General features: G+C 73.5%; 24 protein-coding genes. 14 read left to right on the top strand and 10 right to left on the bottom strand.

Translation table 11 applies throughout. From position 1 onward, the window contains the following. Positions 1 to 56: 56 nt before the first annotated feature. On the top strand, positions 57 to 1,136 hold the full coding sequence (locus DV20_RS16735) for an ATP-dependent DNA ligase (RefSeq protein ID WP_043781192.1): 1,080 nt from the start codon (positions 57 to 59) through the stop codon (positions 1,134 to 1,136). A 70-nt stretch (positions 1,137 to 1,206) separates the two neighbouring features. Further along, positions 1,207 to 2,757 carry an alpha/beta hydrolase gene (locus tag DV20_RS16730; protein WP_043781190.1) on the top strand — a complete coding sequence of 517 codons (1,551 nt, stop codon included), beginning with the start codon at positions 1,207 to 1,209 and terminating at the stop codon, positions 2,755 to 2,757. A gap of 148 nt (positions 2,758 to 2,905) precedes the next feature. On the opposite strand, the gene DV20_RS16725 is transcribed toward DV20_RS16730, so the two are convergent. The 3 genes from DV20_RS16725 to DV20_RS16715 all read right to left on the bottom strand — a co-directional run bounded on the left by DV20_RS16725 (position 2,906) and on the right by DV20_RS16715 (position 4,876). Then, positions 2,906 to 4,045 (bottom strand): RNA polymerase sigma factor, encoded by a 1,140-nt coding sequence (locus DV20_RS16725; protein WP_043781189.1) that lies wholly within the window; start codon positions 4,043 to 4,045, stop codon positions 2,906 to 2,908. A gap of 41 nt (positions 4,046 to 4,086) precedes the next feature. After that, entirely contained in the window at positions 4,087 to 4,497 is a 411-nt protein-coding gene (locus DV20_RS16720) for a YciI family protein (protein WP_043781186.1), read from the bottom strand. A 136-nt stretch (positions 4,498 to 4,633) separates the two neighbouring features. Continuing rightward, on the bottom strand, positions 4,634 to 4,876 hold the full coding sequence (locus tag DV20_RS16715) for a DUF2630 family protein (protein ID WP_043781184.1): 243 nt from the start codon (positions 4,874 to 4,876) through the stop codon (positions 4,634 to 4,636). A gap of 85 nt (positions 4,877 to 4,961) precedes the next feature. Here DV20_RS16715 and DV20_RS16710 point away from each other — a divergent pair, with 85 nt between their 5' ends. After that, positions 4,962 to 5,333, top strand: a complete 372-nt coding sequence (locus DV20_RS16710) for a thioredoxin family protein (RefSeq protein WP_043781181.1) — start codon at positions 4,962 to 4,964, stop codon at positions 5,331 to 5,333. 55 nt (positions 5,334 to 5,388) lie between these two features. Here DV20_RS16710 and DV20_RS16705 read toward each other — a convergent pair whose 3' ends face one another. After that, positions 5,389 to 6,318: a proline dehydrogenase family protein gene (locus DV20_RS16705; RefSeq protein WP_043781179.1), complete on the bottom strand. Its 930-nt coding sequence runs from the start codon at positions 6,316 to 6,318 to the stop codon at positions 5,389 to 5,391. Between the two features lie 13 nt (positions 6,319 to 6,331). Beyond that, positions 6,332 to 7,960 carry an L-glutamate gamma-semialdehyde dehydrogenase gene (gene pruA / locus DV20_RS16700; protein WP_043781176.1) on the bottom strand — a complete coding sequence of 543 codons (1,629 nt, stop codon included), beginning with the start codon at positions 7,958 to 7,960 and terminating at the stop codon, positions 6,332 to 6,334. A 117-nt stretch (positions 7,961 to 8,077) separates the two neighbouring features. Between pruA and DV20_RS16695 the strand changes: the two genes are divergently transcribed. Genes DV20_RS16695 through DV20_RS16685 form a run of 3 tightly spaced genes read left to right on the top strand, consistent with a single transcriptional unit; the run spans position 8,078 to position 10,963 of the window. Next, positions 8,078 to 9,685, top strand: coding sequence for a PucR family transcriptional regulator (locus DV20_RS16695; protein WP_043781174.1), 1,608 nt, complete (start codon positions 8,078 to 8,080; stop codon positions 9,683 to 9,685). 19 nt (positions 9,686 to 9,704) lie between these two features. Continuing rightward, positions 9,705 to 10,361, top strand: a complete 657-nt coding sequence (locus DV20_RS16690) for a maleylpyruvate isomerase N-terminal domain-containing protein (RefSeq protein ID WP_043781172.1) — start codon at positions 9,705 to 9,707, stop codon at positions 10,359 to 10,361. Then, a complete protein-coding gene (locus tag DV20_RS16685) occupies positions 10,358 to 10,963 on the top strand; it encodes an AAA family ATPase (RefSeq protein WP_063607812.1) in 606 nt (201 codons plus the stop codon). The genes DV20_RS16690 and DV20_RS16685 overlap by 4 nt, the downstream gene beginning before the upstream one ends. Here the strand turns inward: DV20_RS16685 and DV20_RS16680 are convergent. From DV20_RS16680 to DV20_RS16670, 3 genes are all read right to left on the bottom strand, one after another. Beyond that, positions 10,894 to 11,892, bottom strand: coding sequence for an LLM class flavin-dependent oxidoreductase (locus tag DV20_RS16680; RefSeq protein WP_043781171.1), 999 nt, complete (start codon positions 11,890 to 11,892; stop codon positions 10,894 to 10,896). The two genes, DV20_RS16685 and DV20_RS16680, sit on opposite strands and share 70 nt — an antisense overlap. A gap of 36 nt (positions 11,893 to 11,928) precedes the next feature. Beyond that, the gene (locus DV20_RS16675) at positions 11,929 to 12,321 is read right to left on the bottom strand and encodes a DUF6221 family protein (RefSeq protein ID WP_043781168.1); all 393 of its coding nucleotides are present in this window, start codon (positions 12,319 to 12,321) and stop codon (positions 11,929 to 11,931) included. A 202-nt stretch (positions 12,322 to 12,523) separates the two neighbouring features. Next, positions 12,524 to 13,540: a DNA polymerase domain-containing protein gene (locus DV20_RS16670; RefSeq protein ID WP_043781166.1), complete on the bottom strand. Its 1,017-nt coding sequence runs from the start codon at positions 13,538 to 13,540 to the stop codon at positions 12,524 to 12,526. 129 nt (positions 13,541 to 13,669) lie between these two features. On the opposite strand from DV20_RS16670, the gene DV20_RS16665 reads away from it, so the two are divergent. From DV20_RS16665 to DV20_RS16630, 8 genes are all read left to right on the top strand, one after another. Further along, on the top strand, positions 13,670 to 14,332 hold the full coding sequence (locus tag DV20_RS16665) for a TVP38/TMEM64 family protein (protein ID WP_043781165.1): 663 nt from the start codon (positions 13,670 to 13,672) through the stop codon (positions 14,330 to 14,332). A gap of 119 nt (positions 14,333 to 14,451) precedes the next feature. Continuing rightward, on the top strand, positions 14,452 to 16,113 hold the full coding sequence (locus tag DV20_RS16660; protein ID WP_200876445.1) for a serine/threonine-protein kinase: 1,662 nt from the start codon (positions 14,452 to 14,454) through the stop codon (positions 16,111 to 16,113). Positions 16,114 to 16,167: 54 nt separating this feature from the next. Next, positions 16,168 to 16,473 carry a hypothetical protein gene (locus DV20_RS16655; RefSeq protein WP_043781162.1) on the top strand — a complete coding sequence of 102 codons (306 nt, stop codon included), beginning with the start codon at positions 16,168 to 16,170 and terminating at the stop codon, positions 16,471 to 16,473. Between the two features lie 19 nt (positions 16,474 to 16,492). Then, positions 16,493 to 16,915: a peptide-methionine (R)-S-oxide reductase MsrB gene (msrB, locus tag DV20_RS16650; RefSeq protein WP_043781159.1), complete on the top strand. Its 423-nt coding sequence runs from the start codon at positions 16,493 to 16,495 to the stop codon at positions 16,913 to 16,915. A gap of 86 nt (positions 16,916 to 17,001) precedes the next feature. Beyond that, on the top strand, positions 17,002 to 17,919 hold the full coding sequence (locus DV20_RS16645; RefSeq protein WP_043781158.1) for a TIGR04222 domain-containing membrane protein: 918 nt from the start codon (positions 17,002 to 17,004) through the stop codon (positions 17,917 to 17,919). 66 nt (positions 17,920 to 17,985) lie between these two features. Continuing rightward, positions 17,986 to 18,909: a TIGR04222 domain-containing membrane protein gene (locus DV20_RS16640; protein ID WP_043781157.1), complete on the top strand. Its 924-nt coding sequence runs from the start codon at positions 17,986 to 17,988 to the stop codon at positions 18,907 to 18,909. Further along, a complete protein-coding gene (locus tag DV20_RS16635; RefSeq protein WP_043781156.1) occupies positions 18,902 to 19,702 on the top strand; it encodes a DUF692 domain-containing protein in 801 nt (266 codons plus the stop codon). Before DV20_RS16640 ends, DV20_RS16635 begins: the two co-directional genes overlap by 8 nt. Positions 19,703 to 19,805: 103 nt before the next feature. Then, positions 19,806 to 20,144: a hypothetical protein gene (locus DV20_RS16630; RefSeq protein WP_043781154.1), complete on the top strand. Its 339-nt coding sequence runs from the start codon at positions 19,806 to 19,808 to the stop codon at positions 20,142 to 20,144. Positions 20,145 to 20,251: 107 nt separating this feature from the next. Here the strand turns inward: DV20_RS16630 and DV20_RS16625 are convergent, their stop codons facing one another. Both DV20_RS16625 and hemQ read right to left on the bottom strand, forming a co-directional pair. After that, a complete protein-coding gene (locus DV20_RS16625) occupies positions 20,252 to 21,592 on the bottom strand; it encodes a CoA transferase (protein WP_043781151.1) in 1,341 nt (446 codons plus the stop codon). Then, on the bottom strand, positions 21,592 to 22,284 hold the full coding sequence (hemQ, locus tag DV20_RS16620) for a hydrogen peroxide-dependent heme synthase (RefSeq protein WP_043781149.1): 693 nt from the start codon (positions 22,282 to 22,284) through the stop codon (positions 21,592 to 21,594). The genes DV20_RS16625 and hemQ overlap by 1 nt, the downstream gene beginning before the upstream one ends. Between the last annotated feature and the right edge of the window lie 32 nt (positions 22,285 to 22,316).

Below are 22,316 nucleotides of genomic sequence, written 5' to 3'. Positions count from 1 at the left end.
GACACGGCCTCGGCCGAACGCGTGCGCCGCGCCGGGCTTTTCCGCAGAATGCGGGCATGCCCCTACCGCTGCGGCCGCCGCTGAAGCCGATGCTCGCCAAGCCCGCGAAAGCCATCCCGGACTCCGGAGGCCTGCTGTTCGAACCGAAGTGGGACGGCTTCCGCTGCATCGTCTTCCGCGACGGCGACGAGCTGTACCTGCAGTCGCGCGCGGAGAAGCCGCTCAACCGGTACTTCCCCGAGGCCGTCGCGCGGCTGCTCGACATCCTCCCGCCGCGGGTCGTGCTCGACGGCGAACTCGTCGTCGCGCGCGAGGGACGGCTCAACTTCGACGCCCTCACCGAGCGCATCCACCCCGCCGAAAGCCGGGTCACGCTGCTGTCCGCCGAACAGCCCGCCGAGTTCGTCGCCTTCGACGTCCTCGCCCTCGGCGACGAGTCCCTGCTCGACGAGCCGACGTCCGTGCGCCGCGAACGGCTCGCCGAGCTGGCCGGCGACCGGTTCCCGCTCACCCCGGCCACCACCGACCCGGACACCGCGCGGCACTGGTTCGAGCTGTTCGAGGGCGCCGGCCTCGACGGCGTCATCGGCAAGCCCCTCGACGAGCCCTACACGCCCGGCAAGCGCGCGATGCTCAAGTACAAGCACCTGCGCACCGCCGACTGCGTCCTCGCCGGGCTGCGCTGGCACGTCGACGGCGGCCCCGGCGAACTCGTCGGCTCCTTCCTGCTCGGCCTGCACGACGACCAGGGCGTGCTGCACCACGTCGGCACCGTCGGGTCGTTCCCCAAGGAACGCCGTCGCGAGCTCGCCGAGGAGCTGGCCCCGCTGGTCACCGACGGCGAGGACCACCCCTGGGGCGGCCGCGCCACCGGCGAGGCCCAGCGCATCCCCGGTGGCATCACCCGCTGGCGCGCCACCGAACACGAATGGGTGCCGTTGCGGCCCGAGCGCGTCGTCGAGGTCGCCTACGAGAACACCGAAGGCGGCATGCCGTCGCGATTCCGGCACAACGCGCGGTTCGTGCGGTGGCGCCCGGACCGCGAGCCCGCGTCGTGCGACTACAGCCAGCTCGACGAGCCGGCCCGCTACGACCTCGACGCCGTCTTCCGCGGTCAGGTCGTGCGGACCCGCTAACCCGCGTCCCACACCGCCCGTGCGAAGCTCGGCGTGCCGTTGATCGACGTCCGACGTGAGGATCCCGCCCGTGCGCCGCCGCCGTACCCGTCTCCTGGCCGGGCTGCTCGCCCTGACCGCCGCCGCGGGCTGCGCCGCCGGGCCGTCGGTCCGCCCGGCGCTGGTCGAGAACGACGGGAAGACGACCGGCGGCGGCACCCCCACCCGGACACCCGGGTTCCCGCTGCCGCCGCTGGGCGAGCCGCAGTCGCCGACGCTGAAGTGGGCCGACTGCGACGACGACACCCGCCAGCGCATCGGCACCCCCGGCGTCCCGGACGGCCTGCACTTCACCTGCGCCCGCGTCACCGCGCCGCTGGACTCCCCCGGTGAGCCGCGGCGCTCGGTGGTGCGGCTGCTCGCGCTGAAGGCCGGCAGCGGGCCGGTGCCGCTGGTCGTGGTCAACGACGTCGACGGCGATCCGGGCACGGTGTACGCCGCCCGGCTGGCCGCGACGCTGCCGCCCGCGTTCCTGGAGAAGTTCTCGCTGATCGGCCTGGACCGGCGCGGCACCGGGCTCTCCGGCGCCGCCCAGTGCGTCCCCGCCGACATCCGGCCCGACCTCGTCGCCGCCGACCCGGCGCAGGGCGGCCTGGGCGACGTGCTGGACGCCGCCCGCAAGGCCGGCCAGCAGTGCGCCATCGAGCTGGACGACACCCAGACCGCGCTCGACAGCTGGCGCAGCGCGGGCGACCTCGACGAGCTGCGCAAGCAGCTGGGGATGGAGCGGCTCGACGCGCTCGGGCACGGCGACGGCTCGAAGGTGCTGGCCGAGTACGCGGTCCGCTTCCCCGGCCAGGTCGGGCGCATGGTCCTCGACGGCGTGCCCGACCCGGGCGCCGACACGGCCGCGGTCCTCGACGCGGTGGCCGCCGCCGCACAGTCCACATGGGACGCTTTCGCCGCCGACTGCGCGGCCCGGCACTGCGCGCTGGGCGATCCGAAGGCCGCACTGCCCGCGCTCACCGACCAGCTGCGGCGCACTCCGGCGTCGGCCGGCGAAGGCGTCGCGTTCGGCCCGGGCATCGCGATGTTCGCCGTCTACACGGGACTCTCGCAGCGCGCGCGGTGGCCGGAGCTGGCCGACGCGATCGGCGCGGCCCGGGCCGGGGACGTCGCGCCGCTGGCCGCGTTCGCGGCGCCGGTGCTGGAGGATTCGCGCGCCCGGCCGTCGCGGATCGACGCCACGATCGCCACCCGCTGCAACGACAGCCAGACCCGGCTCTCGGCCGACCAGCTCGACCAGGTCGTGGCCGGGATGCGCGGCAAGTACCCGCAGTTCGGCTCGGTCGTCGCCCAGCAGCTGGCCTGGTGCGGCCCGTGGCCGGTGCGCACCGAGCCGCTGCCGGCGCCGGGCGCGCCCGGGGTCCCGCCGATCCTGGTCGCGGCCACCGCGGCCGACCCGGTCACACCGCAGGTCGGCAGCACCCGCGCGGCCGACCAGATGCCGTCCGCGGTCACCATCACCTGGCAGGGCGCGGGCCACGGCGCCCTCGGGCTCTCCCCCTGCGTCACCGACGCGGCCCGCGCCTTCCTGATCGACGGCAGGATCCCCGCCGACGGCACCCTCTGCCCCGCCTGACCCCGTAACCCGCGTGATCAGAGCCGTAACCGGCGTGACTGGAACCGGAACTCGCGTGATCGGGGCCGGAACTCGCGAGATCCGGTTTCGATCACGCGAGTTCCGGGCTCGGTCACGCGGGATACGGGCTTGATCACGCGGGTCCGGGTTACCGGCGGGTGTTGAGGCGGGCGGCCTGGCGGGTGAGGTGGTCCACCTCCGCGAGGCTGGTCGCCTTCGCGGCCGCCTCGGCGTACAGCCGAGCCGCCGTCTCGAGGTCGCCGTCGCGCTCGTGGAGGTAGGCCGACGCCGCCGTGTAGCGCGGGATCGTGTCGTCGAGTTCCGCCAGTGCCGCCAGGCCGGCTCGCGGGCCGTCCGCCTCGCCGACGGCGACCGCGCGGTTGAGCCGCACGACCGGGCTGCCGGTCAGGCGCACGAGCTCGTCGTACCACTCGACGATCTGGACCCAGTCCGTCTCCGCGGCGTCCCGGGCGTCGGCGTGCAGGGCCGCGATGGCGGCCTGGGCCTGGAACTCGCCCAGCCGGTCGCGGGACAACGCCCGCTGCAGGATCGCCACCCCCTCGGCGATCAGCGCGGTGTCCCACCGGGACCGGTCCTGCTCGGCCAGCGGGACCAGGCTGCCGGACGCGGTCGTCCGGGAGGCCCGCCGGGCCTGGTGCAGCAGCATCAGCGCGAGCAGCCCGGCCACCTCCGGGTGGTCGATCGCCGCCGCGAGCTGCCGGGTCAGCCGGATGGCCTCGGCCGCGAGGTCGACGTCCCCGGAGTAGCCCTCGTTGAAGACCAGGTAGAGGACGCGCAGCACGGTGGCGACGTCGCCGGGCTGGTCGAACCGCACCCCCGACACGGTCCGCTTGGCGCGGCTGATGCGCTGCGCCATGGTCGCCTCGGGCACCAGGTACGCCCGCGCGATCTGCTTCGTGGTCAGCCCGCCGACCGCCCGCAGGGTGAGCGCGACCGCCGACGACGGCGTCAGCGACGGGTGGGCGCACAGGAAGTACAGCTGGAGCGTGTCGTCCACGGCCGCCGCGGGCTCGGGCGCCACCTCGCCGTCGACGACGTTCTCGCGCTTGCGGCGCGCGGCGTCCGCCCGGGTGGCGTCGAGGAACTTGCGCCACCCCACGGTGACCAGCCAGCCCTTCGGGTCCCGTGGCGGGTCGGCCGGCCAGGCGCGCAGCGCCTCGACCAGGGCCTCCTGGACGGCGTCCTCGGCCGCCGCGAAGCCGGCTCCGCGGCGGACGAGGACCGTCAGGACCCCCGGGGTGAGGCTCCGGAGCAGGGCTTCGTCCACGGCTCAGCCGATCCGCTCCGCCGGGACCGCGGGCCACGGCGTCATTCCGTGATGGCCGGCGGCGCGGCCAGGAAGGGGCGCAGCTCGAGCCACTCGTGGATCGGCTCGCCCTTCGGGCCGGGCGCGGCCGACAGCTCCGCGGCCAGTTCGAGGGCGCGCTCGTAGCTGTCGACGTCGATCACCGTCCAGCCGGCGATGAGATCCTTGGTCTCGGGGAACGGGCCGTCGGTGACCGGCGGGCGGCCCTCGCCGTCGTAGCGGACGAACGTCCCCTCCGGGGCGAGCGCCTGGTGCTCGACGAACTCGCCGGTGGCGACGAGCTTCTCCCCGAAGTCCCGCATGTACTGCACGTGCGCGGAGATCTCCTCCGGCGTCCACTGGTCGATGGCGGTGTCGCAGTTCGCCGGGGCCGGGGCGCCGCGGTAGTGCTTCAGCAGCAGGTACTTGGCCATGATCGTGCTCCTCGGTGTCCGGCGGCCCATTCTGGCCGCTTCCACCCCGGGGACGCAGCCGGTTCCCGGTTCTCGACATCGCCGCCGGAAGTTTTTCGCGGCCGCTCCTGGAAGGGGAGCGGCCGCGAAGCCGGGCTCACTGGCGGTAGGACTCCACCTCGGACACCGGGCGGGCTTCGGCGTCGTCCGGGTTCTCGTGGAACTCCGCCTTCGCGCGCCGCTGGCGCAGCAGGTCCCAGCACTGGTCGAGCTGCTGCTCGACCACGGTGAGCCGGTCGCGGTCGCCGCCGCTCAGTCCCACGCCGACCGAGCGCGACCGGAGCTCGTGCTCCTCCGCGATCAGCTCGTCGATCCGGCCCAGGATCTCGCCGTCGGCCATCTGTTCCTCCTCTTCACGGGTACTCGCGGAACGACGCTACCCCGGCCGCGGGAATTCCCGCCGGGCTCGCGTCGTTGACCAGGACATGAGCACCGTTGAGCTGACCGCCGAGAACTTCGACCAGACGCTGACCGACAACGAGTTCGTCCTGATCGACTTCTGGGCGAGCTGGTGCGGGCCGTGCCGCCAGTTCGCGCCGGTCTACGAGAAGGCCTCCGAAAAGCACGAGGACATCGTCTTCGCGAGCGTCGACACGGAGGCGCAGCAGCAGCTCGCGGCCGCCTTCGACGTCCGCTCGATCCCGACGCTGGCCATCATCCGGGACAAGACGCTGATCTACGCCCAGCCCGGCGCGCTGCCCGCGCCCGCCCTCGAAGAGCTCATCAAGCAGGCTCGCGAGGTCGACATGGACGAGGTCAAGCGCAAGGCCGCCGAAGCCGAGGCCGAACAGGCCTGACCACCACCACACGCCGAAGGCCGCCCCAGCTCAGCGGGGCGGCCTTCGGCGTGTCTCAGGACCGGGTGGCGAGCCCGCGCAGGAAGAACGCCAGGTTCGCCGGGCGCTCGGCCAGCCGCCGCATGAAGTAGCCGTACCACTCGTCGCCGTAGGGCACGTAGACGCGCATGCGCGCGCCCGAGGCCGCGATCCGCGCCTGCTCCTCCGGGCGAATGCCGTAGAGCATCTGGAACTCGTGGTCGTCGTCGGTCCGCCCGTTCTCCTCGGCCAGCGCGGCGGCGATCTCGATCATCCGCGGGTCGTGCGAAGCCACCATCGGGTAGCCCTGGCCCGCCATCAGGACGCGCAGGCAGCGGACGTAGGACTTGTCCACTGCGGACTTGTCCGCGAACGCCACGGACTCCGGCTCGGCGTACGCGCCCTTGCACAGCCGCACCCGCGAGCCGGGCCCCGACAGCTCGCGGCAGTCCTGCTCGGTCCGCCGCAGGTAGGCCTGCAGCACCGCGCCGACCCACGGGTACTCGCCGCGCAGCTCGCGCAGGATGCCGAGCGTCGAGTCCGTGGTGGTGTGGTCCTCCATGTCGAGCGTCACGGTGGCGCCGACCGCCTCGGCCGCGGCGCAGATCTTCCGCGCGTTCTCCAGCGCGACGTCCTCGCCGTCCGACGGCAGGAACTGCCCGACCGCCGACAGCTTCACCGACACGTCCGCGCCCTCGGCCAGTCCTTCCGCGGCCAGCGCGGTCAGCACGGCCTCGTAGGCGCGGACGATCGCCGCCGCCTGCGCGGCGTCGGTGGTGTCCTCGCCCAGGTGGTCGAGGGTGATCCGGCGGCCGTCCGCGGCCAGTTCCCGGGCCACGCGCACGGCGTCGGCGGTCCCGGACCCGGCGACGAACCGGCGCACCACGGACCGCGTGGCGGGCACGGCTTCCACCAGCCGCCGGATGCCCTTCGACCGGGCGGCGGCGAGCAACGGGGCACGCAGCATGACGGTCTCCTTCTCAGCCCTGGTGCGGGTAGCGCACGGAGGTCGGCGGCACGAAGGTCTCCTTGACCGAGCGCGGGCTCGTCCAGCGGAGCAGGTTGAAGATCGAGCCGGCCTTGTCGTTGGTGCCCGAAGCCCGCGCCCCGCCGAACGGCTGCTGGCCGACGACGGCACCGGTCGGCTTGTCGTTGACGTAGAAGTTGCCCGCGGAGAACTTCAGCGCTTCGGACGCCTTCGCCACGGCGACGCGGTCGTTGGCGATGACCGCGCCGGTCAGCGCGTACGCGGCGGAGGAGTCGATCAGCTTCAGGACGTCGTCGAAGCCGCCGTCCTCGTAGACGTACACCGACAGGATCGGGCCGAAGTACTCGGTCGAGAAGATCTCGTGCTTCGGGTTGTCCGACACCAGGATCGTCGGCTGCACGAAGTAGCCGACGCTGTCGTCGGCGGTCCCGCCGGTGAGCACCTCCACCGAGGCGTCGTTGCGCACCCGGTCGAACAGGTCCGAGTGCTTCGTGAACGCGCGCCGGTCGATGACCGCGCCGCCGAAGTGCGACAGGTCGGTGACGTCGCCGTAGGACAGCGCCTCGGTCTCGGCGACCAGGCCGTCCTTCAGCTCGTTCCAGACGCTACGCGGGATGTACGCACGCGAAGCGGCCGAGCACTTCTGGCCCTGGTACTCGAAGGCGCCGCGGACCAGCGCGGTGCGCAGGACGTCGACGTCGGCGGAGGCGTGCGCGAGCACGAAGTCCTTGCCGCCGGTCTCGCCGACCAGCCGCGGGTAGCCGCGGTAGCCCGCGATGTTCGCGCCGACCGTGCCCCACAGGTGCTGGAAGGTCGCGGTCGAGCCGGTGAAGTGGATGCCGGCCAGGTCGCGGTGGGTCAGGGCGACCTCGGAGACGGCCTTGCCGTCGCCCGGCAGCAGGTTGATCACGCCCGGCGGCATCCCGGCCTCTTCGAGCAGCCGCATGGTCAGGTGCGCGGCGAACGACTGCGTCGGCGACGGCTTCCACAGCACGGTGTTGCCCATCAGCGCGGGCGCGGTCGGCAGGTTGCCGGCGATCGCGGTGAAGTTGAACGGCGTGATCGCGTAGACGAAGCCCTCGAGGGGCCGGTGCTCCATCCGGTTCCACACGCCCGGCGAGCTGATCGGCTGCTCGGCGAGGATGCGGCGGCCGAACTCGACGTTGAAGCGCCAGAAGTCGGCCAGCTCGCAGGCCGAGTCGATCTCGGCCTGGGTCGCGGTCTTGGACTGGCCGAGCATGGTGGCGGCGTTCAGCGTGGCCCGCCACTTGCCGGTGAGCAGGTCGGCGGCGCGCAGCAGGATCGCGGCGCGGTCGTCGTAGGACAGCGCGCGCCATTCCGGCGCGGCCTTCGCGGCGGCCGCGATGGCGTCGGTCGCGTCCTGCCGGCTCGCGCTGTGGATGGTGCCCAGCACGTGCTTGTGGTTGTGCGGCTGGACGACGTCGATCTGCTCGCCGCCGCCGGGACGCTGCTCGCCGCCGATGGTGACGGTCAGATCGACCGGTTCCGCCTGGCCCAGCCGCTTGAGCGCACCCTCGAGTTCCGCGCGCTCGGCGCTGCCCGGCGCGTAGGTCAGCACCGGCTCGTTCGTCGGGGCGGGGGTCTGGGTCACGGCGTCCACGGCGGCTCCTCTGCTTACTGTCCAGATGCCCCGAACGGTAACTCCGGACACGTTCCGGAGGCTTGTCCGATCGGCTAAAATCGCCCGGGTGATCTTGGCCGATCGGATAACGTTGCCGTGACGTCGCTGCGCCACGTCCTGGCGACCTTGGGAGAGCCGCTCGTCGAGGTCGTCGTGGCCCCGCACGGCCTCGGCGTTCCCGTCACCGACGTCGTGATCCTCGATCCCGAGGACCCCCTGGAGGCCTCGCCCGGCGACCTCGTGCTGGTGATCGGCGCCCGCGGCCGGGCGGCGGCCCCGGCCATCCGCGCGGCCGGGCGCGGCGGCGCGGCGGCGGTGGCGGTCAAGGGCGCGACCGGCGCCGACGTCGCCGCCGATGCGGGCGTCGCCCTGCTCACGGTCGGCGCGGAGGCGCGCTGGGAACAGGTGGAAGCCCTGGCCCGCGGGGTCGTCGAGGCGGCCCGCGCGGGCGGGGAAGCGGCCAGCGGCGAGGTGCTCGGCGACCTGTTCGCCCTGGCCCAGACGATCGCGACGCTCACCGGCGGCCTGGTCAGCATCGAGGACACGGCGAACCGCGTGCTCGCCTACTCCCGCGCCGGCGACGAAGTCGACGAGCTGCGGCGGCTGTCGATCCTCGGCCGCGAAGGGCCGGAGCGCTACCTCGCGATGCTGCGCGAATGGGGCGTCTACCAGCGGTTGCGGGCCGGGGAAGGGATCGTCCGGATCGACGAGCGGCCGGAGCTGGGCATCCGGCGGCGCATCGCGGCGGGCATCCACGCGGGCAAGCAGCCGCTCGGCACGATCTGGGTCCAGGAGGGCGCCCAGCCGCTCACCGAAGGGGCGGAGACGGCGCTGCTGGGGGCGAGCCGCGCGCTGGCGCCGCAGCTGATCCGGGCGCGCACGCTGCCGAGCCCGGAATTGCGGCTGCGCGAAGACCTCCTGGCCAGCCTGCTGGAAGGCCGGCTGGACGCGGAGTCCGTCGCCGACGACATCGGCGCGGACCCGGCGCGGCCGGCACAGGTGCTGGCGTTCTCCCTGGGGCCGCCGGGGCCGAGCCCCCGGCTCCAGCCCGGGACCCCCCAGAAGCCCATCGTGCGCTCGGACAACCGGCAGCTGCGGCGCGCCGAGCTGGTGCACCTGATCGCCGTCCACACGGCGGCCTACCGGCGCAGCGCGCTGGTGAGCGTGATCGGCGGCCGCGTCTACGCCCTGCTGCCGGACCTGCCCGAGCACTCCGACGCGGCGGTGCTGGCCCTGGCCCGCGAGATCGCCGCGACGGCCCGCCGTCACCTGGACGCCCCGGTCCGCGCGGCCCTGGGCGGCGTCGTACCCCGGCTCTCGGAGGCGGCGGCCTCGCGGGGCGACGCCGACCGCGTCCTGGCGGCGATGACGCGCGGGCACTGGGCCGCCGACGTCGCCTCGCTGGCCGACGTCCGCGCCGAAGTGCTGCTCTCGGAGGTGCTGGCGTACCTGGGGTCCCAGCCGCGGATCCGCGACCCGAGGCTGACGGCACTGGCCGAGCACGACACCGAGCACGGCGGCATCCTCGTCCCGGCGGTCCTGGCCTGGCTGAACGCGTTCGGCGACGTCCGCGCGGCGGCCCGGGAGCTGAACATCCACCCGAACACGGTGCGATACCGGGTCCGCCGGGCGGCCGAGGTGTCCGGAGTGGACTTCGACGACCCCGCGCAGCGCCTGCTTACTCAGCTGCAGCTACGGCTGTGACCCTGCTAGCTTCGCGCGCGTGGATCTCTTTTCGCGCACGTGGGCGGCGTTGCGTTCGGCGGTCGAGTCCCTTCCCGACGCGGAGTTCGCGAAACCGTCGGGCTGCCGGGGGTGGCTGGTCCGGGACCTGGTCTGCCACCTGGTGATCGACGCGCAGGACGTGCTGATCACCCTCGCCACCCCCGCGACCTCGCCGGTCACCCACGACGCGATCACGTACTGGGCGGTGTCGGACGCGCCGCCCACGGGTGAAGACCCGCTTTCGGCGCTGATCGTCCGCCTGGCGGCGGCGTACGAGGACCCGGCGCTGCTGAAGTTCCACCTGGACGACGTGGGATCGGCGGCGGGCCGGGCGGCCGTCCTGGCGGACCCGGGAACGCGCGTGTCGACGCAGGACATGGTCCTCACGACGGGCGACTACCTGGCGGCCTACGTGCTGGAGTGGACGCTGCACCACCTGGACCTGGTGGCGCACGTGCCGTCGATCGCCGGGCCGCCGTCCGAAGGCCTGGCGCGAACGCGGGCGATGGTGGAGCGCATCGCGGGGGCGGAGTTCCCGGCGTCGTTCCCGGACGAGGACGTCCTGCTGGTGGCGACGGGCCGGCGAGCGCCGACCGAGGCGGAGACGGCCGCGCTGGGCGAGCTGGCCGCGCGGCTGCCGCTGGTCCTCGGATGATCGTCTGGCTGAACGGCACGTTCGGCGCGGGCAAGACGACAACCGCACGCGAACTGGCGGACCTGCTGGGCGCCCGGACGTTCGACACGGAGTTCGTCGGCTATCTGCTGCGCACGGCGTTCCCCGAGCACGAAGGCGACTTCCAGCACCTGCCGCTGTGGCGACCGCTCGTGGTCGAAAACACGGCACGGGTGCACGAACACGCCGGCACGCTGGTCATCCCGCAGACCATCCTGGTCGAGGCGTACGCGCGGGAGATCTTCGACGGCCTCGCCGAACGAGGCGTCCCGGTCGCGCACTTCGTGCTGCACGCGGAGCCGGCCGAACTGCGCCGCCGGATCGAGGAGTCCGCCGACACCCTCGCCCGGCAGTGGCGGCTCGACCACGTCGACCGCTACGGCGAGGCCCTGCCGTGGCTGCGCCGGTCGGCAACGCTGGTGCCCACGGACGGGCGGACGCCGGCCGAGGTGGCCCGCCGCATCGCCGAGCGAGTCCGGAAACCGACACGATTGCCGCGCGATTCGCCGACAATTCACGACGTGGAGACGCGCAATCCCGCCAGTTCGGCCAGTGCCGCGAAAGACCCGAAACGAGCCGATTGATCGTAAGCGGCGGTCGTCGCCAGAATCTCGTCGGCGCCGGTGGCCGCGACCAACCGCCCCAGCCGCTCTTCCACTTCGGCCGGTGTCCCGGAGATCTGACCGTCCAAAGTCTCCTCGAGCCGGCCGCGCTCGCGGCCGGTCATCGGCGCCGCCAGGATCTCGTCCGGCGGGTCCAGCGGCGGGAAGACGCCGTGGGAGCGGGAGTACACCGTCGCCCAGGCCTCGGACACGAGCAGGCGCCGTGCCTCCGCCGCCGAGTCCGCCACGGCGATCGCGGTCGACACCACCACGTACGGGTCGCGGGCCCACTCGGACGGGCGGAATCCGTCCCGGTAGCGCGACACCGCCTCGGCCAGGGCACGTTCACCGCGGACCGGGGCGATCACCAGGGACAGCCCGAGCTCCGCGGCGAGGTCCGCGCCGGACCCGGTGGCCAGCAGGAACGGCGGCACGCGCAGGCCCTCCGCGGGGTAGGCGTGCACCCCCGGGTACGCGTGCGAGCCGGTGAAGAACCCGAGCAGTTCGCGGACCTGCGCGCCGAAGTCGTCGGCGGCCTCCTTGCCGTGGCCCAGCGCCGACCGGACGCCGCCGGTGAAGCCGACGGACCGGCCGAGGCCCATGTCGATCCGGCCCGGGTGAAGCGCTTCCAGGACGCCGAACTGCTCCGCCACCACCAGCGGCCGGTGGTTCGGCAGCATGACGCCCCCGGTACCGACCCGGATCCGCGTGGTCGCGCCGGCGACGGCGGCGGCCAGCACGGTCGGCGCGGACCCGGCGACGCCCGGCACGCCGTGGTGCTCGGACACCCAGAACCGGTGGTAGCCCAGCCGTTCGATGCCCGTGGCGAAGGCGACGGTGTCCCGCAGCGCCTGCGCGGGCCCGCGGTGCCGCCGCACGGGCGAGCGGTCGAGCACGGAGAACAGCGTCACCCCGGGTGCAACGCCGCGCGGGCGGCGGGATTCCCGTCAGGGGCGCCAGCGTTCGCTGTACTCCGGGTGGTCGGCGTAGGGCAGGGCCAGCAGGCGCAGCGTGAGGCACCAGTTGGAGCCGGCCTCGTCGGCGGGCACGTGGCAGGTTTCACACCAGTATTCGCTGCCGTAGAGCGGAAACCCGGGCACCTTCTCCGACACGGTGGTGCGGTGGGCGAGCAGGATCCGCCGGGTCGCCTCGATCTCGTTGATCATCTGGTTGACCACGTCGAGCTCGAGATCGGTGAGTCCCCGGATCTTCTGCTCCACGGCGACCTTCGTCTCGCCGCGGTTCATCGCCTCGCCGGTCTTGGCCTTGTTGACGGCCTGCATGATCAACGCCTGCCGCGCGCCGACACGCGCCGCGAGGAAAGCGATCAGGTCGTCCACGAACGGCCTCCTTCCCCGGACCCGCCCCCCGATGGCCCCGGGGAGTCGTCGATCCGGGACCGCACGTTACGCCGTCGGAGACCAAGATCGTGACATCGTGCTGGGCCGTGCAACATTTGTGACCCGAAAGGCGACAGCGGGCGTCGGCGTGATCACGGGCCGTTCCGCTTTGGTTCCTTTGGCCGAGCGCCATTTCCCGGCGTCACTCGGGACGCGCCTTGCTCGGCTGCACCCGCTTCGGCTCCCCCGGCATCTTCGGGTAGTCCGGCGGGTAGGGCAGATCTCCCAGCCCGTGGTCGCGCACATCCCGCTCGTACCACTCCAGCGCCGTCTCCAGCCCGAACGGGGACTCGTCCATCCCCGCGTGCGGGTCGCCGTACTCCGCCAGGAACGCCGGGATCGTCAGGACATCGAAGTCGTCGGCGTCCACCTCCCCCAGCAGGTCCCACGTCAGCGGGGTCGACACCGTCGCCCGCGGGGTGCCGCGGACCGACCAGGCCGAGGCCACCGTCCGGTCGCGGGCCGCCTGGTTGTAGTCGAGGAACACCCGGCCGCCGCGCTCCTCCTTCCACCAGGAGATCGTCGCCTTGTCCGGGATGCGGCGGGCGACCTCGCGGCCCAGCGCGATCACCGCGTGCCGGACCGCCACGAAGTCCCACTCCGGCCGGATCCGGACCAGCACGTGGACCCCGCGGCCGCCCGAGGTCTTCGGCCAGCCCGTCAGGCCCGCGTCGGCCAGGACCTCGCGGACCACCAGCGCCACCTCGACCGCGTCCGCGAAGCCCGCCCGGTCCGGCGGGTCGACGTCGATCCGGAGCTCGTCCGGGTGGTCGACGTCCGGGCGGCGGACCGGCCACGGGTGGAAGTCGAACGTGCCCAGGTTGGCCGCCCAGGCGAACACCGCCGGCTCGGTCGGGCACACCTCGGCCGCCTTGCGGCCCGACGGGAACGTGATCTCGGCGGTGGATACCCACGAAGGCGCCCCCTTGGGCAGGCGCTTGGCGTAGAACCAGTCGCCCTCGACGCCGTCGACGTAGCGCTTCAGCGTCGTCGGGCGCTCGCCGATCGCGCGCAGCAGCGGCCCGCCGACCGTGATGTAGTGCTCCACGACCTGCCGCTTCGTGATGCCGCGCTGGGGGAAGTACACCTTGTCCGGGCTCGAGACGCGGACCGTGCGGCCGCCCACCTCGTACTCGACCGGGTCACCGTTCTTGGGCATGCGGCCACGCTAGCGGCCACCGACGGCCTTGACTGACTCATCCAGGACCTTCGAACGTGCTGAATGAATCGTTCGAGACGCGCGGGACCGGGCCCGGGAGCAGGCCGGCCCGGCCGGTAGGCTCGAACGGTGTCCGGCCGCACCAAACTGATCGTCGCGCTCGCCGTGCTCGCCGCCTTCGCGGCGGCCGCGGTGCTGCTGCCGATCCCCGGTCCGGCCGAGCTGCGGGCCTGGGCCGGCACCACCGGCCCCGCCACCCCGCTCGTGCTGCTCGCCGCGTACTCGCTGCTCACCGTCGCGCCCATCCCGCGGACGGTGTTCAACCTCGCCGCCGGCCTGCTCGTCGGCACCGCGGCCGGGATCGCGATCGGCCTGGTCGCCACCACCATCGCGGCCGGCCTCTCCTTCGGGCTGGCCCGCCTGCTGGGCCGGGACCTGGTCACCCGCCACCTGCACCGGTCCGCGGTGAAGACGGTCAACGACCGGCTCTCCGGCGGCGGCGTCCTGGCGATCACGTCCCTGCGGCTGATCCCGGTGGTGCCGTTCGCGCCGTTCAGCTACCTCTGCGGGGTGTCCTCGGTGCGGCTCGTCCCGTACCTGACCGGTACGCTGCTCGGGAGCGTGCCCGGCACGGTCGCCGTGGTCGTCCTCGGCGACGCCCTGACCGGCGACACGCCGCCCGCGCTGCTCGCCTGTTACGGCGTGTTCGCGCTGGCCGGAGCGATCGGCCTGGTCAAGGTGTTCAAGAAGCGGGCACCGGCCGAACCGCGGCCCGCCGGACCGGCTGGCTGACGCGAACTGCGGCGTGGCCGACCGCTACACTCGATCGGGTGCGCGAAGCGGTAACGCGCTGAGCAGGGACACCACCACCGGGAATTTCGTCAGGAGCAGTCGCCATCGACACCGGTCAGCTGATCGCGGGGCACTACCGCCTCGTCGAGCACATTGGTAGCGGTGCCATGGGTGTCGTGTGGCGCGCGACCGACGTGCGCCTCGAACGCACCGTCGCGATCAAGCAGATCCTCCCGCAGCCGGGTGTCTCCGAGACCGAACGCGACAACATGCGCCAGCGCGCCATGCGCGAGGCGAAGAACGCGGCCCGCTTCCAGCACCCGAACGCCATCGTCGTGTTCGACATCGCCGAGCACAACGGCGACCCGTGCCTGGTGATGGAGTACCTGAACGGGCCCAGCCTCTCCACGATCCTCGCCGAGGAGGGCACCCTGCCGCTCGGCCGGGTCGCCCGGATCGGCGAGCAGGTCGCGTCCGCGCTGGTGGCCGCCCACCGCGCCGGCATCGTGCACCGCGACGTCAAGCCGGGCAACATCCTCATCGACGAGACCGGCACCGCGAAGATCACCGACTTCGGCATCTCCCGCGCGGCCGGCGACATGACGCTGACGGCGACCGGCCTGATCGGCGGTACCCCCGCGTACCTGGCGCCCGAGCTGGCCCGCGGCGCCGACCCGGTGCCCAGCTCCGACGTCTTCGCCCTCGGCGCGACCCTCTACCAGGCGATCGAGGGCACCACGCCGTACGGCAACACGACCAACCAGCTCGCGCTGCTCTACGCGGCGGCGAACGGCCAGATCAACCCGCCGGTGCAGGCCGGGGCGGCCACCGCGCTGCTGATGAGCCTGCTGCGCAGCGAGCCGGGCGAGCGGCCGAGCATGGCCGAGGCCCGCGAGCGGCTGGCCGCGCTGGCCCGCACCGAGCCGGGCGGCATGACGGCGTCGCCGCCGCTGCTCTCCGGCGGCGCGGGCCGCAAGCCGGCCGCCCCCGCGTCGGCGGACGACGGCGAGCGGCCGCCGTGGCAGCGGACCGCGAACAAGGCGCCCTCGTCCCCGCCGGTCGGCACGCCCGTGCCGGCGAACAAGGCGTCGTCCACCCCGCCGCGCCCGACGGCGGCGTTCATGCCGATGCGGTCCCCGGCCGCCCCGCCGAACACCCCGCCCAGACCGATGCCCGCGGCCGCGCCGACGGCCAGGGCGCCCCAGTACTCGTCGAACACGGGCAAGCCGGACCACAAGCGCAAGTACGCGCTGTTCGCCGGGGCGGGCGCCGCGGTCGTGGTGGTCGCGGTGGTCGTGTTCCTGGTGCTGAACTCGGGCAACGGCGGTTCGGGCGGCAACAACCAGATCGGCCAGTCGCCGGGCAAGCAGCCCACGACGGGCCAGAGCCTGCCCAGCACGGGCAAGACCAGCGGGACGAACGTGCCCGCGAACCTCGGCCGTACGCCGACCGACTCGCCGGTCACCAACTTCAGCAGCGCCGGTCAGGTGGTCATCAACTACTTCAGCGACCCGGCGGCCCATTGGGACATGCTCACCCCGGCCGCCCAGCAGGTGTACGGCAGCCAGGACAAGTACCAGGAGTACTGGGCCGAAAACAAGAAGAACATCGACGGGCCGACCGTTGCGCGCGCCGACTCGGGTGGCAACGAATCCGACGGCTCGCTCGTCATGAACGTCAACATCGCCGGTGACAGGCCGGGCTTCCGGCTGGTCAACGTGGGCGGCCGGATCCTGATCGACGCCGACACGCGGCTCAAGCACTCCGGCTCGAACAACTGAGACGTAACGCGCGTCCGGTGGGCTGAGCGGCCCCGATGGCCTACCGTGGGTGGCATGGCCGACGACGGAGCTTCGCTGCCGGGCCAGAATCCTCGCTTCCACGAGGACCTGGTCGGCCTGGACCCGTACGACCCGGAGGCGCGCGCGTTCGCCGAGCACCTCGACCGCATCGAGCGGTGCGGGCCCAACTTCACGATCGAAGCCGCCCTCGACGGGGTGGCCGACTTCGCCGACTCCAGCAACCGGCTCGGCGGGCTGCGCTACTGGGTGGCCGCCCTGATCGTCGTCCTCATCGTGCTCGGCGTGATCGTGGCCGCATGGGACATCGTCGTGCACGCCCTCGCCTGGCTCGCGGCGTAACGTGGATCGGGTGAAAGGTATGAAACCCGTTGTCGGCGCGACCCCGCGCGTCGTGAAGTCCGAGCAGGAATGGCGGGAGCAGCTCAGCCCCGACGAGTTCGCCGTGCTCCGCCAGGCGGGGACCGAACGGCCGTTCACCGGTGAGTACACCGACACCAAGACCACCGGCGTCTACGAGTGCCGCGCGTGCGGTGCCGAGCTGTTCCGCAGCGACACGAAGTTCGACAGCCACTGCGGCTGGCCGTCGTTCTACGACCCGGCCGACTCCGACGCCGTGCTGCTGCGCGAAGACCGGTCCATGGGCATGAAGCGGATCGAGGTGCTCTGCGGCTCCTGCCACAGCCACCTCGGGCACGTCTTCGAGGGCGAGGGCTACCCGACCCCGACCGACCAGCGCTACTGCATCAACTCGATCTCGCTGAAGCTGGTCCCCGAGTCGTAACAGCCGGCCTAAATCCTCCTTAAGCGAGCAACCCGCCGCCCTTCCTCGAACGTAGTCTCCGCACACGGACGAGGGAGGGCGGACTCATGACCGACACCTGGGGCATTCCCGGAACGGTGTTCGCGCAGCTCTACCTGGGGTCGCTGCTGCTGCCGGCACTGGCCGCGTCGGCGGCCCACGGGCTCCTACGGCGCGGCCGCGACGGCGGCGTGCCGGACCGGGCCGAAGAACTCGCCCTGCTCACCGGCGGCCGCACCCGGGCGGCCGAGTTCGTCGTCGCCCGGCTGCTGGAGCGCCGGATCATCCGGATGGACGGCACCGGCCGCGTGCACCGCGTCCGCGGGTCGGCGCCGGACGACCTGGGCCGCGCCGCGCTCGTCCGGATCGGCAAGACCGGCACCGTGGTCGACTCGGTGCGCCGCGAGGTGGGGCACCACCCGGCGCTGGTCGCCCTGGAGAACCGGCTGATCGCGCGCGGCCTGCTCCTCGACACCCGGAAGGCCCGCGCGACCTGGGCCGGCGCCGCCGTCGCGTACTGGGCGCTGGTCGTGCTCGGCGTGGTCCGGCTGATCGCCGGGAGCTCCACCGGGCACCCGGTCGGCTACCTGCTGGGCCTGCTGCTGCTCGGCACGGTCGCGGCCGTCTTCGTGACGACCCGCGCCGTGCACCCCCCGGAGGTCACGGCCACCGCCGCCGGCCGGGCCGCGGCCGGTGCCGCCGAGCGCGCCGGCGTGCTGACGGCCGGTCCGGCGGGCGCGGTGGCGGCCGGCGGGTTCGGCAACCACCCCGACAAGGACGTCCGGCTGGCCGTCAGCCGCTCCACGGTGGTCCCGGCCACCCGCGCCGCCGCCCGCCGGAGCCGGTCGGTGGCGGCCGGTAGCGGCGGTTTCGCCGGCTACTACGGCGGCAGTTCTTGCGGCGGCGGCAGCTCCTGCGGCGGCGGCAGCTCGTGCGGCGGCGGGGGCGGGGGCTGCGGAGGAGGCGGCGGGGGCTGCGGCGGTTGAAACGCCGACGCGTGCACGTACGTCTCACAGCTACGGTAACCGCGACACACTGAGGGGAGACGGGCGATGGCCGACCCGTGGGGCATTTCCGGACCGGATTTCGTGGTCCTCTACATCGCGTTGCTCGGCGCGGTCCTGCTGGTCAGGGTCGTCGTGTCCGGCATCGTCGCCAGCCGGGCGATGCGGGCGGAGGCCGTCGCGTCCGGCCCGCCGCCGACGGTCTACCAGCTCGCCTTCCTCGCCGGCGGCCCCGATCGGGCCGTCGACGCGGCGATCGCGGCCCTGGTCGAGCGCGGGCAGCTGCGCGTCAACAGCTACAAGCAGGTCAGCAAGACCGGGGCCCAGCCGGCGGAGCCGCTGGAGCGGGCCGTCTTCGACGTCGCGAAGCTGAAGACGACCGCGATCATCCGGGGCAAGGTCCGCGGCTCCGCGGCGATGCGGGCCCTGGAAGAAGGCCTCGACCGGCGCGGGCTGCTGGCGTCGGCGGCCGCCAAGCGGCGGGCGCGGACGATCGGGCTCGTGCTGCAGCTGGCCGTGCTGGCCTTCGGCGTGGCCCGGCTGGTCAACGGCATCTCCCTCGGCCGGCCGGTCGGGATCCTGGCCGTCTTGGTCCTCGTCGCGGCGGTGCTGGCGATCGTGGCGGCGGTCCGCCGGTCGAAGACGGGCGCCCGGCAGCCGTCGGCCGCGGGCCACCGCCTGCTCGGCCAGGCCAGGGCCGCGGCGAGCGGGCCGGTCCCGGCCGGCATGCTGGCCGGCGGCGTGCTGCTCGGCGGCGCGGCGGCGGCGGTCGCGCTGGGCGGCTGGGCGATGTACCCCGACGAGGAGCTGAGCGCGGCGCTCGCCCCGCCGGTGACGTACGGCGGCGGCTCGTCCGGGTCGTCCGGCTCGTCCGGGTCGTCCTGCAGCAGCGGGTCGTCGTGCTCGAGCTCGTCGTGCAGCAGCGGGTCTTCGTGCGGTTCGTCGTGCGGCGGAGGGGGTTGCGGTGGGTGAGCTGGGCATCGGCATCGGCTGGCGGCACGAGCTCGACCTGTCCATCGCGCGGCTGCCGGGCGTGGACTGGGTCGAGGTCGTCGCCGAGAACCTGCACGCCGACCACCTGCCGGAGACGCTCGTGGCGCTGCGCGAGCGCGGCTTGCCGGTGCTGCCGCACGCGGTCTCGCTGTCATTGGGCGGCGCCGAGCCGCTGGACACCGGCCGGGTCCAGCACCTCGCCGAGGTCGCGCGGGCCCTGGACGCGCCCCTGGTCAGCGACCACGTGTGCTTCGTCCGCGCGGGCGGCCTCGATTCGGGTCACCTGATGCCGCTCCCCCGCACCCGCGAGGCACTGGACGTGCTGGTGGCGAACGTGCGGCTCGCCCAGTCCATCGTGGACGTGCCATTGGCGCTGGAGAACATCGCCGCGGTGCTCGACTGGCCGGACGCCGAGCTGACCGAGGAGCAGTTCCTCACCGAGCTGACCGAGCGCACGGACTGCCGGCTGATCATCGACGTGGCCAACCTGTACGCCAACGCCCGCAACATCGGCACGGACCCGGTGGCGTTCCTGGACGGCATCCCGTGGGAGCGGCTGGCGTACGTCCACATGGCGGGCGGCATCGAGCGCGACGGCGTCTACCACGACACGCACGCCCACCCGGTGCTGCCGGAGGTCCTGTCGCTGTTGACGGAGCTCCGCCGCCGGACGGACCCACCGGGCGTCCTGCTGGAACGCGACGACGACTACCCGGCGGACGACGAACTGGCGGCGGAGCTGGCTGCCCTCCGCACGGCGGTGACGGCATGAGCCGCGCGAACCTGGCGCGGCGCCAGGCGGAGCTGGCGCGGCGCCCGGCGAACCTCCCACGACCCCAGGCCAACCTGGCACCCCTCCACACGGCGGTGACAGCATGAGCCGCGCGGACCTCGCTCGGCGCCAGGCGGAGCTGCTGGCGGCGTTGCTGGCCGGCGGCCCGGCACCGGAGGGGTTCGACCCGGCTCGGCTCCGGGTGGAGGCCACCGTGCTGCGGCGCAAGCACGGGCGGGTGCTGGCTTACCAGCGGCCGGAGCTGGTGGAGGCGCTGGGCGAGCGGTACGGGCCCCTGTTCGCGGAGTTCACCGCGGCCAGGCCGAAGAAGGCGGCCGAGCGGTCCGGGGCGTACGCGGACGCGTTCGTGACGTGGCTGATCGAGGGCGGCCACCTGCCGAAACCGAAGCTGCGGCTGGTGGACCGCCTCCGGCGCCGCTGATCCACATTCGGCGGGCAGGGTGGACAACCCGGTCTGACCAGGCTTTTTGTCGGCCCTCTCCGGTAGACTGGAACCGGGACCGGCCCCCAGGGTGGGTGGGCGCTGCGTCAGGGCGTCCAGGTCGGTTTGTCGACTCCCGGCTTCCGCGTCCCGAACTCCCAGTACGGCTGCGCGCCCGGCAGGCCACCGGCCATCCGGACCCGCGTCAGGCGCCCGTAACCGCTGTCCGCCTCCTCCAGCAGGCCGCTGTAGTCGACGTCGGCCGGGACAACGTCTTCCTTGCGGCCCAGCGAATCCAGCCAGTGGCCCGTCCCCGCCAGCGACAGCCGGGCCCGCCAGGTGCCGCCGTCCGCCACCTGGCGTCGGAGCGCCGTCATCACCGCGGCCGCCGTGAGCCAGCCCGTCGCGTGGTCCAGTGCCTGGACCGGCAGCGGCGACGGCGGGTCGCCCCAGGCCAGGCCGCTCGACATCTGGACCAGGCTGTCGAACCCGCGCCGCCGGGCCCACGGGCCTTCCCAGCCGTACGCGCTCAGCTCCGCGATCACCAGGCCCGGCCGCAGCTCGGCCAGCTCCGACGGCCCGAAGCCGATGCGCTCCAACGCCCCCGGGCGGAACGACTGCACCAGCACGTCGGCCCGGCTGATCAGCTTCTTCAGCCGCGCGCGGCCGCCTTCGGTGTCGAGGGCGACGAACGCCGAGCGCTTGCCCTGGTTCGTGTCGCGCACCAGCGTCTCGATCCGCGGCAGGTGCGCCGCCCCGATGTGCAGGACGTCGGCGCCGTGCGCGGCCAGCACGCGACCGGCCACCGGGCCGGCCAGGACGTGCGTCAGCTCCAGGACCCTGATCCCGCCCAGCGGCCGGTCCGAGTAGAACAACGTCCGCTTCGGCGCGTCGGCGACCGGAGACAGGTCCACCAGCGGCAGCGAAGCCACCGCCGCACCCTGCGGATGCGCGGCCCACTGCTCGGGCGACCGCAGCTCGGCGGCCGCTCCTCCGGCCGAGACGACGGCGTGCTCCACCTCGCGCGCGCTCCGCCCGGCGACCGCCTTCTCCACGGCCTCGCGGGACCCGGGCACCCCCAGGCCCCAGCAGATCGCCGCTTCGTGCCGCGGGTAGTTCGCGTGCAGGCGGACCCAGCCGTCGGCCGTGCGGTAGTCGCCCGACAGCGGGGCCCAGCCGGACTCCGCGCCGACGCCGTCCACCCGCAGCAGCTGCTCGCTGCGGAACGCCGCCGCCGCGTGGCGGGTGTCCGCCGTGACCACACCCGGCTCGATGCCCCGGACCCGGAGCATCTCGCCCGCCGCCAGGGTGGCCGCCGCGATCGAGGCCGTGGCCGCCGCCGCCACCCGGTACGGGCCCGGCAGGACGTCTTCGGCTCCGGTCAGCTCGAACGGTCCCGGCCGGGACCGCGCGAGGGCGTCCCAGACGCCCTCCACGATGTCGCGCACTACGGGAGCGCCGCGACGAGCTCGGCGGGCGGCACGCGCGTGCCGGTGTAGAACGGGATCTCTTCGCGCACGTGCAGCCGCGCCTCGGTGCCGCGCAGGTGGCGCATGAGGTCGACGATCCGGTGCAGCTCGTCGGCTTCGAAGGCGAGGATCCACTCGTAGTCGCCGAGGGCGAACGACGCGACGGTGTTCGCGCGCACGTCCGGGTAGTCGCGGGCTTCCTTGCCGTGGTCGGCGAGCATCTTGCGGCGCTCGGCGTCCGGCAGCAGGTACCACTCGTAGGACCGCACGAACGGGTAGACGCAGATGTACTTGCGAGCCTCTTCGCCGGCCAGGAAGGCCGGGATGTGGCTCTTGTTGAACTCGGCGGGCCGGTGCAGCGCGGTCTGGCTCCAGACCGGCGTCGACGCGCGGCCCAGCGGCGTCCGCCGGAACCCGGCGTAGGCGGCCTGGACCTGCTCGATCTCCTCGGCGTGCCACCAGATCATGAAGTCGGCGTCGGCGCGCAGCGCGGACAGGTCGTAGACACCCCGGACGGTGACGCCCTTGGCCTCGAGGCCGTCGAGGTACTCGGCGGTCTCCCGGCCGGCGGTCCCGCGGTCCTCGCCCAGCCTGCCCGGCTCGATCCGGAAGACCGACCAGGTGGTGTAGCGGATGGTGTCGTTGAGCTCGTTGTAGTTGACCCGCGCCATGGGTCCATCCTGTCACCGCGGCGGCGGCGTCG

It is taken from the genome of Amycolatopsis rifamycinica (genome assembly GCF_000695625.1).
GTDB classification, from domain to species: Bacteria; Actinomycetota; Actinomycetes; order Mycobacteriales; family Pseudonocardiaceae; genus Amycolatopsis; species Amycolatopsis rifamycinica.
This window is presented reverse-complemented; position numbering and strand designations above follow the sequence as displayed.